Annotated in this window: 15 protein-coding genes; 8 read left to right on the forward strand and 7 right to left on the reverse strand. The window is 26.9% G+C overall.

Features of this window, described 5'->3' with window-relative positions:
* The first annotated feature begins 10 nt into the window (after positions 1-10).
* From TX50_RS06645 to TX50_RS06680, 8 genes are all read left to right on the forward strand, one after another.
* Positions 11-1,042 carry a zinc-binding dehydrogenase gene (locus TX50_RS06645; protein ID WP_011132868.1) on the forward strand — a complete coding sequence of 344 codons (1,032 nt, stop codon included), beginning with the start codon at positions 11-13 and terminating at the stop codon, positions 1,040-1,042.
* Positions 1,039-1,869 carry a transketolase gene (locus TX50_RS06650; RefSeq protein ID WP_011132869.1) on the forward strand — a complete coding sequence of 277 codons (831 nt, stop codon included), beginning with the start codon at positions 1,039-1,041 and terminating at the stop codon, positions 1,867-1,869. Before TX50_RS06645 ends, TX50_RS06650 begins: the two co-directional genes overlap by 4 nt.
* Positions 1,870-1,872: 3 nt before the next feature.
* Positions 1,873-2,790 (forward strand): transketolase family protein, encoded by a 918-nt coding sequence (locus TX50_RS06655; RefSeq protein WP_011132870.1) that lies wholly within the window; start codon positions 1,873-1,875, stop codon positions 2,788-2,790.
* Complete coding sequence (locus TX50_RS06660) at positions 2,787-3,395, forward strand: hypothetical protein (RefSeq protein WP_011132871.1); 609 nt, start codon at positions 2,787-2,789, stop codon at positions 3,393-3,395. The genes TX50_RS06655 and TX50_RS06660 overlap by 4 nt, the downstream gene beginning before the upstream one ends.
* Positions 3,396-4,403, forward strand: coding sequence for a phosphotransferase (locus TX50_RS06665; protein WP_011132872.1), 1,008 nt, complete (start codon positions 3,396-3,398; stop codon positions 4,401-4,403).
* A 174-nt stretch (positions 4,404-4,577) separates the two neighbouring features.
* Positions 4,578-6,362, forward strand: a complete 1,785-nt coding sequence (locus TX50_RS06670) for an ABC transporter ATP-binding protein (protein WP_011132873.1) — start codon at positions 4,578-4,580, stop codon at positions 6,360-6,362.
* Entirely contained in the window at positions 6,363-7,034 is a 672-nt protein-coding gene (locus tag TX50_RS06675) for a class I SAM-dependent methyltransferase (protein WP_011132874.1), read from the forward strand. It abuts the gene before it with no gap.
* A gap of 498 nt (positions 7,035-7,532) precedes the next feature.
* Positions 7,533-8,381, forward strand: coding sequence for a class I SAM-dependent methyltransferase (locus TX50_RS06680; protein ID WP_011132875.1), 849 nt, complete (start codon positions 7,533-7,535; stop codon positions 8,379-8,381).
* Positions 8,382-8,427: 46 nt separating this feature from the next.
* Here the strand turns inward: TX50_RS06680 and TX50_RS06685 are convergent, their stop codons facing one another.
* The 7 genes from TX50_RS06685 to TX50_RS06710 form a co-directional block, all read right to left on the reverse strand.
* Positions 8,428-9,420 (reverse strand): hypothetical protein, encoded by a 993-nt coding sequence (locus tag TX50_RS06685; RefSeq protein ID WP_011132876.1) that lies wholly within the window; start codon positions 9,418-9,420, stop codon positions 8,428-8,430.
* Between the two features lie 15 nt (positions 9,421-9,435).
* Positions 9,436-10,281: a class I SAM-dependent methyltransferase gene (locus TX50_RS06690; RefSeq protein WP_011132877.1), complete on the reverse strand. Its 846-nt coding sequence runs from the start codon at positions 10,279-10,281 to the stop codon at positions 9,436-9,438.
* Between the two features lie 6 nt (positions 10,282-10,287).
* A complete protein-coding gene (locus TX50_RS09775) occupies positions 10,288-10,446 on the reverse strand; it encodes a DUF5989 family protein (RefSeq protein WP_011132878.1) in 159 nt (52 codons plus the stop codon).
* A complete protein-coding gene (locus TX50_RS09990; protein ID WP_011132879.1) occupies positions 10,446-10,826 on the reverse strand; it encodes an SxtJ family membrane protein in 381 nt (126 codons plus the stop codon). The genes TX50_RS09775 and TX50_RS09990 overlap by 1 nt, the downstream gene beginning before the upstream one ends.
* A gap of 5 nt (positions 10,827-10,831) precedes the next feature.
* Positions 10,832-12,664 (reverse strand): carbamoyltransferase family protein, encoded by a 1,833-nt coding sequence (locus TX50_RS06700; RefSeq protein ID WP_011132880.1) that lies wholly within the window; start codon positions 12,662-12,664, stop codon positions 10,832-10,834.
* A 69-nt stretch (positions 12,665-12,733) separates the two neighbouring features.
* Positions 12,734-13,810 carry a hypothetical protein gene (locus TX50_RS06705; RefSeq protein WP_042116141.1) on the reverse strand — a complete coding sequence of 359 codons (1,077 nt, stop codon included), beginning with the start codon at positions 13,808-13,810 and terminating at the stop codon, positions 12,734-12,736.
* 1,041 nt (positions 13,811-14,851) lie between these two features.
* Positions 14,852-15,250 carry an SGNH/GDSL hydrolase family protein gene (locus TX50_RS06710; protein ID WP_011132882.1) on the reverse strand — a complete coding sequence of 133 codons (399 nt, stop codon included), beginning with the start codon at positions 15,248-15,250 and terminating at the stop codon, positions 14,852-14,854.
* Positions 15,251-15,289 lie beyond the last annotated feature (39 nt).

The following is a 15,289-nucleotide window of genomic DNA, read 5'->3' on the forward strand; positions in this document are numbered from 1 at the left end:
TAAGGGATTCATGAAAGCAGCCATTTTAGTAAATCAAAAAAAAAAATTAATTGTTGATGAATTAGATTTACCCACTTCTCTGAAAGTTGGCCAGGTATTAGTAAAATTAGAATATAGTGGTATTTGCGGAACTCAAATTGGAGAAATAGATGGTGTTAAAGGAGAAGATAAATTTTTACCTCACCTTCTGGGCCATGAAGGTTCTGGAATTGTTGAAAAAGTTGGTCCAGGAGTAAAAACTGTAAGAGAAGGTGACTCAGTTGTTCTTCATTGGAGACAAGGGAATGGGATTCAGTCTGAACCTCCAAAATATAATTGGAATGGAAAAACAGTCAACGCTGGATGGGTAACAACGTTTAATACTAAAGCAATAATTAGCGAGAATAGGTGTACTAAGATTCCAGCTAACATATCTAAAGAGGATGCTGCCTTGTTTGGCTGTGCTGTAACTACTGGTTTTGGTGTGATCGAAAATAATGCAAAACTAAAGATGGGAGAATCAATTGTTGTTTTTGGAGCAGGTGGAATTGGACTGAATATAATTCAAGCTGCAAGGCTTACCTCAGCATGGCCAATTATTGCAGTTGATTTATTTGATAATAGGTTAGATCTTGCTAAGAAATTAGGTGCGACTCATTCGGTTAATTCATCTAACAAAAGTTATCTTGATGAAATAGAAAATATACTTAAGGATAGAGAACTTGATGTTTTTATTGATAATACTGGGAATACTTCAATAATTGAGATGGGCTATAATTTAATCAGTGATCAAGGTAGATTAATTTTGGTTGGAGTTCCGAAAACTGGAGAAAATATTAATATATTTTCTCTTCCACTGCATTTTGGAAAAAAAATAACTGGCTCATTTGGAGGAGAATGTAACCCAGCGAAGGATATCCCTAGATTTATTAAAATGATGCAAAATGGTCTATGGGATTTAAAAGGTTTAATTACTGAAAGTTATGATTTAGAAAATATTAATGAAGCAATATTTTCTATGAGGACAGGAAAAACATCTGGAAGAGTGATTATTAAACTATGAGTATAGAAACTAAAAAATACAATAATTTAATATCCATTTCAACAGAACTAAGAAAAAGGATAATAAAGACTTCATATGAAGCAAAAATTCCCCATATTGGTTCTTGCCTTTCATGCATCGAACTCTTAGTTTTCCTTTACTGGAAAGAATTAAATATTGATCCAAGTAATTCTGAAGCTATTAATAGAGATAGATTTATTCTTAGTAAAGGCCATGGAGCTCCTGCATTATTTCAGGTTCTTGGCTTAAAGGGTTTTTTCCCAATTGAAAGGTTAAATTCATTTGGAAAGCCTGGGAGTGTTTTCCATGAACATCCACCTAAACCTGGTTATATCCCAGGTATAGAGGCTGCGACTGGTTCTCTAGGTCATGGCTTCCCAATGGCCGTTGGCATGTCATTAGCTAAAAGAATCAACAATCTACAATACAGAACTTATTCAATTTTGAGTGATGGAGAATGTAATGAGGGTAGTATATGGGAAGCTGCTATGTTCGCAGGTGCTCAAAAACTAGATGATTTGACAATATTTATTGACTTTAATAAATGGCAAGCGACTGGTAGAAGCAAGGAAGTTTTAGCATTAGATCCTTTAAAGGAAAAATGGCAGTCATTTGGATGGGATGTTTATGAAATAGACGGTCATAAATTCAATCAGATAGATAAATCTATTGAGCTAGCTAAGACCAATAAAAACAAACCAAGTGCTATTATTGCTCATACTATTAAAGGCAAAGGGGTATCTTTTATGGAAGACAATAATAATTGGCACTACAAAACACCAAATGAAGAGGAATTCAAAAAAGCATTTGAGGAATTAAAAAATTAAATCATGAGAGACGCATTTGCAAATGAAATAAAAAGATTAAGCGAAGCAAATAAAAATGTTGTACTACTTTCTGGGGATATTGGTAATCGAATGTTTGATAAATATAAAAGTGTATCTCCTGAGAGATTCTTTAATTGCGGGATTGCTGAAGCTAATATGATGAGCCTCGCTTCTGGAATGGCACTTTGCGGATTAAAGCCTGTAATTTATACAATCACGCCATTCACTACCACTAGATGTTTAGAACAAATTAGAATTGGTGTCGCGTATCATAATGCACCGGTAGTAATAGTAGGCACAGGCTCAGGACTATCGTATTCTGAGTTGGGTCCAACTCACCATTCATTAGAGGATATAGCTATTCTCAGAGCAGTTCCAAATATAAATATTTTAACTCCATCGGATAAGCAGGAATTAACTACACAACTTCAAGAAGCCATTTCAATGAATACTCCTTCCTATATGAGAATAGGAAAAAAAGGAGAACCAGATTTATTCAACGAATCCCATAATCTAGGAATAGGTAAAGCAAATATATTAAAAGAAGGAGAAGAAATTTTAATTATTGGCATTGGACCTATTCTTATAGAAGCTATTGAGGCAGCAAAATCCTTGAAAAATGATGGTTTAAATATTGGTGTAGCATCCATGGGAAGTATAAGACCATTAGACGATGATTTTTTAAGAAAAATGATTTCAAAGAAATATAAATATTGGATTACTTTAGAAGAACATGGAATAGTTGGTGGTTTAGGAAGTACATTAATTGAATGGTGTTCCGATAAACAATTGTATGATATTAAAATTAAAAGATTAGGGGTAAAAAATGAATTTATCCATAAACTGGGTAATCAATCTTACACAAGAAATATTTTAGGAATAGATAAAAAAGGAATTATTAATACAATAAAAGAACTATGAAAAAATTAGGCTTAGATTTTGATAATACATTAATTGATTATGACGAAGTATTTTATAAGCTTGCTTTAGAAAAAAACTTAATACCTCAATCTATTAATAAAGATAAAAAATCTGTAAGAAAGTTTTTCATTGATAATAATATCGAAGATGAATTCATCAAACTTCAAGGTGAAGTATATGGATTAAAAGTACTTGAGGCCAAGCAATCATTTGGAATGTTTGAAGCATTAAAATCACTAAAAAATGATAATTTTGAATTGATAATAGTAAGTCATAAAACTAAATATCCTTATTCTGGCAAAAAATATGATCTTCACAAAGCAGCAAGTAATTGGTTAGAAGTGAATAAATTCTATGATGAAGATGGCTTAGCTATGAAAAGAGAAAATGTATATTTTGAAGTAACAAAAGAAGATAAAATTTCTCGTATTGAAGAGTTAGATATTTCTTTCTATATTGATGATTTGCAATCCATCTTAGAAATGATAAGACCATCGATTAAAAGAATACTTTATAACCCTAAATTCAAAGAAAAAATTGATAAAGATTTTTACTTATTAGAGAATTGGAAAGATTTAAAATACTTAATTGAAGAAATCAGTTAAATGAAAAAACCTTTAATTGATATTAAGTCTTTACTAAAATCAAAGGGAATATCAATTGAGGATTATTCTGAAATAGGATTTGGCAAAAATAGTAGATCTTTTAGAGTATTTACTAAAAAGCAAATATATTTTTTTAAAATTTATTCTTCTGATCATAAAGATAAACGAGATAGATTATTAACCGAATTAAATTTCCTAAATTTTTTAAAAGAAAGTAAATTTAATAATACCCCCTTACCAATAGTTTGGGATTTTAAAGAAAGATGGATATTGTTAAGTTGGATAAATGGAGAAAGATTATCAAATCCATCTAATGATGAATGTCAAACTTTAGTAGATTTTCTTATAAATATACAAAGTAATAGAGAATCAGAATTTGCAAAAAAGATTGGGAATGCATCGGAGGCTCAATTTTCAATTAATGATCATATTAATCATGTTCATGAAAGGTTTAAAAAGGTGGATAATTATTTTTCAATTAATAAAGAAAATAACATCCCGAAAGAAAGTTCGTTTTATGAATTAGAAATTCTTTTTAATAAATTATTTCGTAAGTTTGGTGAAAATATTGATAAATCATTTCCTTTTTTTGATTCAAAAAAAGATATATATAAAATCCTTTCCCCATCTGATGTGGGTTTTCATAATATATTAATTGATAGAAAAAAATTGTATTTTATTGATTTTGAATATGCCGGATGGGATGATCCATGTAAATTAATTTGTGATTTGGTTTTACAACCTGACTATCCAATTCCAAGTAAATATATAGGTACAATAAATAAATTAATATCAAATAAACATTTTCCTAAGGATTCCCTTAATAATTTAGATTTAATGCTAAATATTTATCAATCAAAATGGGTTCTAATTATTCTTAATACTATTATTTTTAATAAAGATACTATTACAGAAAATGTCTTCAAAAAATTATCAAGAAAAATCTCAAAGTACATAGCTAATAGCGAAGCCAAAATTTTCATTACAAAGAAAGCACTTTTTTATTAATAAAATCATTCATTTTAAATATAAATACTACTTTATTGATTTCCTAAAAAAAATCAATAAATTTCCATTTTTTAATTAAAGGTTTATTAAAGATAAGAATTAATCTAAAATTTAATTAAATTGATAACAAAGTCATTTTTTTTTTAATAGTTTCAAATTTTCTTTCAAAATATAATGAGATTAACTGAAGATGGTTTAAATAAAAATCAATCAAATTCATTAAGTTTACTTTCTTCCTTATATAAATATCTTAGCTTTAAGAGAAAATTACAAATCTGGATAAATTTACTACTTGCATTATTGAATGCAGCTTTTGAAATATTTTCTATAGGGATTATTTTCCCATTATTAAATATAGTAATTAATCCTAAAGAAATTGAAACAAATAAATATCTCTCTACAATTTATAATTTTTTTAATTCTTATGGAGAAAATTATTTTTTATATTTTATTATCATTTCCACACTCTTAATAGTTTCAATATCATTAATAGTCAAATTAACAAACTTAAGATATACAATTAAACTTGCCCAAAATATCGGTACAGATTTATGTAAATCAGCTCTAAATTCATATCTTAATAAGTCCTACGTTGAATTAAAAAATACAAACAGTGCTGATATGATTTCAGGGATTAATAAGAATATAGAGGGCTCCATAATTGCTCTTGAATCTTTTCTCCAATTAGTTACTTCTACTGTATTAGCAATATCAATTTTTATAGCTTTATTATTAATAAGTAAAAATATTACATTAATTGCATTTTCTACAATATTGTTAGTTTATTATTTTCTCAGTATATATTCAAAAAATAGGTTAACTAAAAATAGCAATAAAATTGTTATCAATGAACCTTTTAGGCAAAAGTATTTACAAGAAAGTTTACAGGGTATAAGGGATGTAATTTTATCTGATTTGCAAGATTTTTTTGTATTTAATTTTGGTAAATATGATAGTTACATGAGAGTCTTTACCGCAAGCAACGGATTCATAGTAAATTCGGCTCGATATATTATTGAATATATTGTATTAGTTTTAATTTGTCTTATAATAATTTCCTTTTTATTATTAGATAATGTTAATATTAACTCTTTTGCAATTTTAGGTACATTTGCTATAGGGTGTCAAAAGTTACTTCCTTCATTACAAACTATATTTAGAATGTTATCTAATCTTAGAGGTTTTAAATATCAAATAATAGAAGCCATTAATATTCTCTCAACTAATAAAGATAATAAGCAAAATATTCATAGAGAAAATATCAAATTTGACAAACATATTTCCCTCAATAAAATTTCATTTAAGTATCCTAATACAGAAAAAATAATATTAAATGATATAAATTTTAAATTGAGAAAAGGAGAATGCATAGGGATAAAAGGAACATCCGGTGCCGGTAAAAGCACTTTTGCAGATATTATTATGACTTTATTAACTCCTAATAGTGGAGAATATTTTGTTGATAATTTCAATATTCTTGAAGGTAATTTAAAAGAGAATATTTTTAAATGGAGAAAATCTATAGCCCATGTTCCACAAGAAATCTTTATAGCCGATACAACAATTGCAGAGAATATAGCTTTCGGTCTTTCAAAGGGAGAAATTGATTATAAAAAAATAATCTCTTGTTGTAGGCAATCTAAGTTATTAGATTTTATAAATTCATTACCAAATCAATTTGAAACTATTGTTGGAGAAAATGGCAGTTTATTAAGTGGAGGCCAAAGACAAAGAATAGCAATTGCACGAGCATTATATAAAGATGCTCAAATATTAATTCTAGACGAAGCGACAAGTTCTCTTGATAACGAAACTGAAAACTCTGTCATTGAATCAATTAAGAATATAAAAGGTAAAGTTACTATTATATTTATTACTCATCGATTAAGCACACTAAATATATGTGATAGGATTATTGAATTTAAAAATGGTAAATTATTAGAGACTTTAAAAAACTAAATGCAAGAAATTGATTTCATGAGTTCTCTTCATAAAAGCACAAAAAGAGATTATTTAAAGCGTGTTAACGACACTGTATACCCTAAAGCAAAAGCAGCAGAATTAGCCAAAAAGTTTGATTTCGACTACTGGGATGGAGATAGAAGAATATGTTTTGGAGGATATAAATACATTCCAGGAAGATGGTCAAATGTAGCAAAAGAAATGATCGATTTCTATAAACTTACAAATAATTCGAAGATTCTTGATATTGGATGTGGCAAGGGATATCTTCTTTACGAAATATCTTTAATCCTTCCAAATGCCAAATTATATGGATTAGATATTTCCAAATATGCTATCGATAATGCAAAAGAAGAAATTAAAAATAATCTTAAAATTGGGAACGCAATAAACCTTCCTTGGGAAGATAATTATTTTGACTTTGTTTATTCACTAAATTCTCTTCATTGTTTACCAGCAAAAGATTTATACAATTCTTTAATTGAAATGGAAAGGGTAGGTAAAAAAGATAAGTATCTTTGTGTAGAAAGTTTTAGGAATGAAGAAGAAAAAGCTAACCTTCTATATTGGCAAGTAACCTGCGAATCATTTCATAATAAAGATTCTTGGCAATGGTGGTTCGAATTAACTGGATATAAAGGAGATTATTCATTTATATATTTTGAATAAAATTTTAATTAATTAGATCTTAAATTTATATTTACAAAATTATTATTTTTCAATGGTCCAAATTGAGTTTATTGGAGCCATAAATATTTAATATAAAATTTTCTTCTATAACAAGTAAGTTTCTATTTTATTTCTAATATATGTATCAGAAAAATTGTAAATAAAACTAGAGATGCATATAAAACTAATTAAAAATTACTTTTATTTAAATTTAAGAACTGCTGTTAAATTTAAAGATAATCTCATTTCGAACGGATACTTATCTTTATTTAAATCAGTTGGGATTATTTATAAAAAAGTTTTATTCGATAAAATTTAACATCCAAATATATTTAAAAGTTCGTAACTATTAATATCTAATAACTTTATTATTTGTATTTCTAATTTTCAAAATAAATTTTTATTTTGCTGTTACATAAAAGAAAGAGAATAATTTAGAATTATAAATTAATTATTTTTCGAACTAGAATATCAATATTGTTTTTTTTATATAATCTTATGTGGCTTTTAAAAATATTTCTGAAAATAATACTTTCAAGATTACCAATTAAACAAAAAATCTTCCAAAAAATTGGGATCTTTAGAAATGGTGGAATGAATCAAGTTGATTACTCTAAAAGAATATTCTTTTGTCATTTAGAAGATTTAAAATCCTTTAAAGACTTTAATGAACCTGTGATATTAGAAATTGGACCGGGTGATGGTATTGCTACTGCTATTTATTCGAGAGTTTATAATTCACCTAAAGTATATTTAATTGATGTAGAGGAATTTGCTGATACTAATATCTCTAACTATAAAGACATCATATTTTCTTTGAAAGATGAAAAAAACTTTCAAAATATTAATTTATCATCACTTAACACTATTTCAGATTTTCTAAAAGAATTTAATACCTCTTACTTAACAAATGGTATAGAGAGTTTTAAAAAAATTGAAAATTTTTCAGTAGATTATATTTTTTCGCATTCTGTTATGGAACATATAAGATTATCAACATTAGATGAAATGATTGAAGAAATGAATAGAGTTTTAAAAGTAGGTGGTCTAGTGTCACACAACATAAATTACAAAGATCATCTTTCTGATTCATTAAATAATTTGAGATTCTCAAAAAGAATTTGGGAATCAAACTTTTTTGCTAATTCTGGATTTTATACAAACAGAGTTCCAGCAGTAGAAATGCATAAAAAATTTGTAGAATCTGGTTTTGAAATAATTTACCAAAATTTTGGATCATGGGCAAAATTACCTTTAAAAAGAAAATATATTCATAAAGAGTTCAGTAAATATACCGATAAAGAATTAAATAACTGTACTTCAAATTTTATTGCGAAAAAAAAATAGGTTTATAATTTAAATTATTATAATTTTAATTGGTAAAACAAATTTGCTATGCAATTTTCTTCTGCATCAAGAAAGCTCCTATTGTATTTCTTATATGTGGATCAGAAAACTTCCAAATAAAACCATCGATATAAAAATGATATAATTGGAAAATAATTGGGATTAAGTAAAATAAATTAAAGGAATTATTAGAATTATTTGCTGAAGTAACACCTATAAATGCAAATATTGTCATTACTAGTGCATAAATTAGAATAAATAAAAGTCTTGATTTAAACTCAAATGAATTTAATAAATCTTTTATATTTTTATAATTAACACTTGTTTTTCTAAAATAAATTAAACCTATAATTGATATGTATTGTATCCAATGCATACCCACACCAACAGCTGTAGCTGTAGACAAATCTTTAAAAAATAAAATCGGAAGATAAATAATAATACCTGTAATTAAAGAAGAAAAATAATTAATATTTTTAATATATTTTATTTTAGTTGAAAGAAAAACTAAAAATAAATAAAGGAGAAATATGATAACTAGAAAAGAATTAAATATGTACTTATTTTCCATAAAAAGGTTGTTAAGTATGCCAGGTTTTACTAGTCCAGTAGCAAGGAATCCAAATGAAAAGAAATATATAATTAAACGAAAATTAGTGCCTGTTTTCTTAGGCAATTTTGAGATACCTATGCTTTGTTTTGTAACATGATATCCTGAGGCCAAATAATGTAGTAAAAGTACAACTTGTGGATTAAAGAACCAAATTCCTAAAATAGCAATCCCAATATATATAGGTAAAACAATTAATTTATATAAATTTTGTTTAATCCAATATTTATTTTGAACATCAAAGAAAAATAACCATGTTGAGGCAAAATGAGTCTCTGCAAATAAAAATAAACTAAAAACAAAGCATATTGAGGCAAGTGAAGGGACATTAGTTACTGTCAATAAATAAATGATTGGGAACCAAAGAGGTAAATAAATTAATGATAAATCAAATCTATTATTTAATATCTGCTGAGAGCTGGAAGACATCTTAAGAAAAACTGATTATTCTTTCTGGGCACATACTGTAAAATAACCAGGACTAAATTCTAATTTATTAATATTTTTTTCGTAAGATGATGACTCTAGTGATTTTTCGAGATCAAAAAGATCACTACTCTTAGAATTTGAAATATCTTTATAATTGTTTATGCTTGTCGAAACTACTTTAAAATTAATCTCTTTTATCCAACCTAAAAGCTCTTCATAAGTATGTTGAGTCTCGTGAGGATGCAATACTTGATCCCTAAACCAAGAATATGAATGACTATCATCATTCATACTTTTATTCATTTTCTTAAATAATTTATAAGCTGATTGTTCCCCATGCCAATTAGAGTATGATTGTAAGAATTGAAGCATTGGTTTTCGCCCATACAAATGGTACAAACCAACATACAAGTACCCTCCTGGTTTTACGAATTTAGAGATTTTAGTAAAAGCTTTTTTGCAATCAAAAGTGTGATGAAGCACACCTAAACTTATAACTAAATCATAATTATTATTATCTTCATATTCGAATATGTTGCAATGATTGAAATTAGCAGATTTATTTAGTTTTTTTGAAACATTTTTAGCAACTTCAATAGCCTTCTCAGTAAAGTCTACAGAAGTAAGATTTTTGTTATAGTAATACATCAAAGAATTAGTAAGCCAACCAGTGCCACAACCAAATTCAATAACATCCTTAATTAACTTACCCTTAAAGAGTGATTTATTTTTTATTAATAGTTTATGAAGATCTTTATATTCCAATACCTGATTAGAATTTTTTATATTTTTTAAATAGAAATCTATATCACTTGTAAAATTGAAAGGGATATCCTTATAGAAATTTACAACATCTTTCATCGTTTTCTAAAAAAGTGTATAAATGAAAGGTGCAACTATTGAACCTTGTGCAGTAATTAATATGACAGCAATCGCAACTAATATTATTGCAAAAGGAACCAACCAATATTTTTTTCTTACTTTCGCGTAGGCCCAAATTTGTTTAAAAATTAAAAAGAATTTCATTAGTATTGATCTGTAAAATTTAAATCTGTTGAAGGAATATTAACACTATTTGTTTGTTTTCTAGTTCGTATTTTAAAAATCATTTTAATTAAATTTCTTAATATTGAAAATGGTGTAATCATAAAATAAAAGAATAGGCCTAATATTAATTTACTATTTAACCTACCTAAAATATTACCAAGCCTAATCCAAAACGAGTAAGGTCTTCTAAGTTTGTAAGGGGAAAAGATACTAATAGTAGTTATTAATAAAGAGAAAAACAAAGGGAAGACCTTCATTTGTTGATGTAATAAATATGGAATAATTGAAAAAACTATAATAAAAAGTATCGAGAATAAAATTCCTGACTTTCGTAAATGAGACTTACTTGGATATTCCATGTATTTTAATCCTCTACAAATTGTGTATTTAAAAATTTAGAGTTCAAATTAGATGGTAATTTATCTTTTAATATTATAAATGAACCTAATACTAGTATATCCATTGAGGTATTTATAAAACATCTTAAAGCATCTTCTGGAGTGCAAACTATTGGTTCTCCTCTTACATTAAAAGAGGTATTGATTAAGACAGGGCAACCAGTTAATTTATTAAACTCAGAAATTAATTTAAAGAACTTCTTATTTCTTGATTCTGAAACAGTTTGAACTCTACAGCTATTATCTAAGTGAGTAATTCCAGGATAAATTGATCTAATTTGATTTACCTTATCAATGCCATACCTATTATCTTTAGGATCTGAATCTATTAAATATTTTTTTGATAAATTTCTTGTAATCAGCATATAAGGAGATGAATGTTCAATTCCAAAAAGTTCTTTTTTATGAGAGTCAAGAATAGCTGGAGCAAATGGTCTAAAAGATTCTCTATTCTTAATTTTAATATTCATCTTCTTTTGCATATCTGGAACCCTAGGATCTCCAAGGATTGATCTATTACCTAAAGCTCTTGGGCCGTATTCCATCCTACCCTGAAACCATCCAACAACCTTACTGTCTGAAAGATATTGAGCTACCTCTTTAAATAATTCATCATCCTGATATTTTTCATACGAAATATTCAAACCTAAAAGAAATTTCTCAATTTTTTCATCTGAAAATTCTGGTCCTAAATAAGAAGAGTGCATCTTGTCAATTTTTACATTATTTCTTTTGAAATTTTTGGACTTAGACAATAAAGCTAAAGCTGATCCTAAGGCTCCTCCCGCATCACCTGCTGCAGGCTGAATCCATATATTTTTAAATTTGCCTTGATCTAAGATTTTGCCATTTGCAACACAATTTAGTGCAACTCCACCTGCCATACAAAGATTATTTATTTTATATTTTTCATATAATTTATCAGTAATATTCAAAATTAATTCTTCAGTGACTTTTTGTATAGAAGAAGCAATATCCATATAAAATTTGTTTAAAGGTTCATTGGATAATCTCGGCTTTTCTCCAAATAGATTTATAAATTGAGATGATATCATTCTTAATCCCCTATGGTATTTAAAATATTTCATATTTAGTTCATATGATCCATCAGAAAAAACAGTTATTAAATTATTCAAAATTTTGTCTTTATATATAGGTTCTCCATAAGGAGCTAAACCCATTAACTTATATTCACCACTATTAACTTTAAAGCCGCAATAATATGTAAATGAGGAATAAAGCATACCTATAGAGTGAGGAAAATTAATTTCCCATAAAGGTTTTAAATCCTTTCCTTTTCCATGCCAAGCAGTAGTTGTAGCCCACTCGCCAACAGCATCTAGACATAAAACTATAGATTCATTGAAAGGTGAGGGATAAAAAGCAGATGCTGCATGAGATAAATGATGCTCTGAAAAAAAAAGTTTGTCTTCAGTAAATTTCTCATCAATTAACAATATTTCATCAACAAGATTTTGTTTTGTAAAGATTTTCTCCCCAATCCAAGTTTCCATAGCAGGTATAAAGCTCGTGAGCCCTCTTGGAGCAGTTGAAAAATAAGTTTCTAAAAGTCTCATAAAAACTCTTATAGGTTTTTCGTAGTAAATATATTTTTCAACTTCAATATTATTTTCCTTAGCTATTTTCAAGCAATAGTCTACAGAGCAAAAAGGAAAGCGAGAATCAAACTTTTTTCTAGAAAATCTTTCTTCCTGAACAGCTGCGAGTATTTCTCCATCTTCAGATATTAATGCTGCGGCACTATCATGGTAGTAACACGAAATACCAATAATTCCCATATATTAAGTGTTTTTTTTCGAATTATATCATAATTCAATATAATAAATAGAAACGCCTATCTAGGAAATTCATTTAAAATCATTAAATTCTGAATTTTTATTTATAAATTTGATAATCTTTTTACCAATGTATTTGTAACCCTTTATTTCAGGATGATGATCGTTATACATATAAAATCCATTGCAAGTTTCATCTTTATCTTTACAGGGGAATAATTTTTGATCAATTGATATTGGAATATGGTATGACTTTAAATCATCTATCTCATTATTCATTTTTACAACATCTTCTACTAAAGAAGCAATACTGAATTTGAATTTTCTATCTTCTGAGACTGAATCAACAATATTTCTAGGGTGAGGCATAGTAACAAAATACAATTCCTTAACTCCCAAGTCTTTAGCAGATAAAATATAATTTTCTAAAACTTCTTTAAAATATTTCTCCTTCTTAAAATCCTTTATAATTAGTGGCTTTGTTATGTCTGACCATCCTGGAGTTCTGGTTAAATTAATCTTACTATTGGTAAGATAAAAAAGTTTTACTACAGAAAGAGTATAAATTTTACTTATAAATTCAAATGTAAGTGGCTTAATTCTATAAGGACTTACTGGGTTAAGGGCACTTCCATAATTATAAAAACGAAAATGTTTATTTTTAAAAGGTTTTACTACGTAATGTCGAAAAGGCTCATTTTTATAAACAGAGTTATTTTTGTATCTAATAGCGTCATCGCCTAGGTCACCTTGATCTACATAAGTAATTAGGATATCTGGCTTAATTCCCTTACTATTAAAATAAGCTAATTGCCCAGAAAAATTTTTTGGGGAAAAGCTTGTTGTCCCACCATGTAAAACCTGCCAACCATTTTGAGAAACTTTTGAAAACAAAATATCTGAGGCATGATTACCAATACCTTCCCCAACAGAGTCTCCCTGAAGCAATACTGTTTTGCAATTATTTTGATTTACACAAGATGCAAATCTTGAATATATGAAAAAAGAATCCTCTTTAGTATTAATAGGTTTCAATTTATTATTTGATTCAACCTCAGATTTTAAAAAAGCATCTCTAAAATCTTTATCTCTGTAATGATTAACATACTTTAGATAATTAGCTATTTCTGGGTATGTATTTATCAGCAAGGGCTCTTTAATCTTAAACCTATAAAAGTAGTAAAAACGTGACAGGAATTCTAAACCAATAAAAGCAAATACTAAGTTTAGAAATATAATTTTCAAGAAGGATTTAGATAGGCTCAAGATACTTTTGATATATCGTAAAATTATATACCTAATTCAATTTTAATTAAACCTTTCTAAAAAATTTAAGATTATTTAGAAAAATAAATTTAGTAATTAATAAAATAGAACAACTTGCTATATATTTTTAAAGAAAATTTTATTCAATTATAATTACTATTAATTGATATATTCTTTATATATATAGTAAAAGTGAATAAGCAATCTTGAAGATTCTTAATAATAGGTTCTTTATCTACTTTTATAAATTATTTCTACAATTTATCATCTTTTCAATTTTTATTAAATATTTGATTAAGTCCTTTGATAGTTAATTTATCAGGAATTATCAAAAAATATGTCTTCGGATAAAATGGGGTTTAAAAAGTAAAAAATTTTAATCATAGTTTGTTTTTAAAGTTTCTATATGTATATTTAATTCCTGGTATTGTTATGAAATTAATAATTTTTCTTTTTAATAATTGAATTGAATATAGGTTAGATTGATGCTTCGAAAAAATTTTTTTATATTAAAAAATTTTCTTGGCTCTAAATATTTAGTATTTGATAAAACTCAATGAACTTAATTAGAAATAAAATATTATTGTTAAAAGGATGCAGATCAAATTAGTGGACTAAAAACTAACAATATTATCAGGTGATTATTTACTTTTAAATATTTACCAGTAATACGGATACCATACCGTCAATACAAGCAGCTTTTTCATTTTTTAGATCTCCTATGCAATATATGCTCTTTTATAGTGAAGATAAGGATACTAAAAATCTTTTGACTTCAAAATAAAAATTTAACCTATAGAAATCTACGCTGAGTATAAATGAATATTTCATTTGCAGATGAGTTATTAAATTTCTCTAATATTAAGTTTCAAAATTGCTATCGTACGTAACTTAAATTTCAAAGAAATTCTATAAATTTTTAATTTATTTTTTTTTACTTAAATGGCTTGAAAGAAGTTCAGCAAATTTTTGATATCCTAATTTAGATAAATGCGGTCCAAGGGGTGCATAATTTTTAATATCCTTAGTATCTATTACTGTTGAACCATCAATAAATTTAATTTTTAGTTTCTTAGAACTCTTCTTAAGATGTAATTTATAAAGATCTCTCGCTTGATTTGGACGCCAATAATCACTGTTGGGTATATAAGCAACATAAGGGGTACATAATAAATTCACGTTACAAGTATCATTGAGTTCGCGTATGGCATTAAGACTAGTTGAACTTTTTGAATAATCATCATGTAAACCTCTAAATCGCTCTAAATTTATAATTCTTCTACGTAATGGCCAAAGAGATAGAACCCTATACCAAAAAAACATTTTTTTATTTGGATTGAGTAACTTATTTTTATTTATCTC

The organism is Prochlorococcus marinus subsp. pastoris str. CCMP1986 (assembly GCF_000011465.1).
Lineage (GTDB): Bacteria > Cyanobacteriota > Cyanobacteriia > PCC-6307 > Cyanobiaceae > Prochlorococcus_A > Prochlorococcus_A pastoris.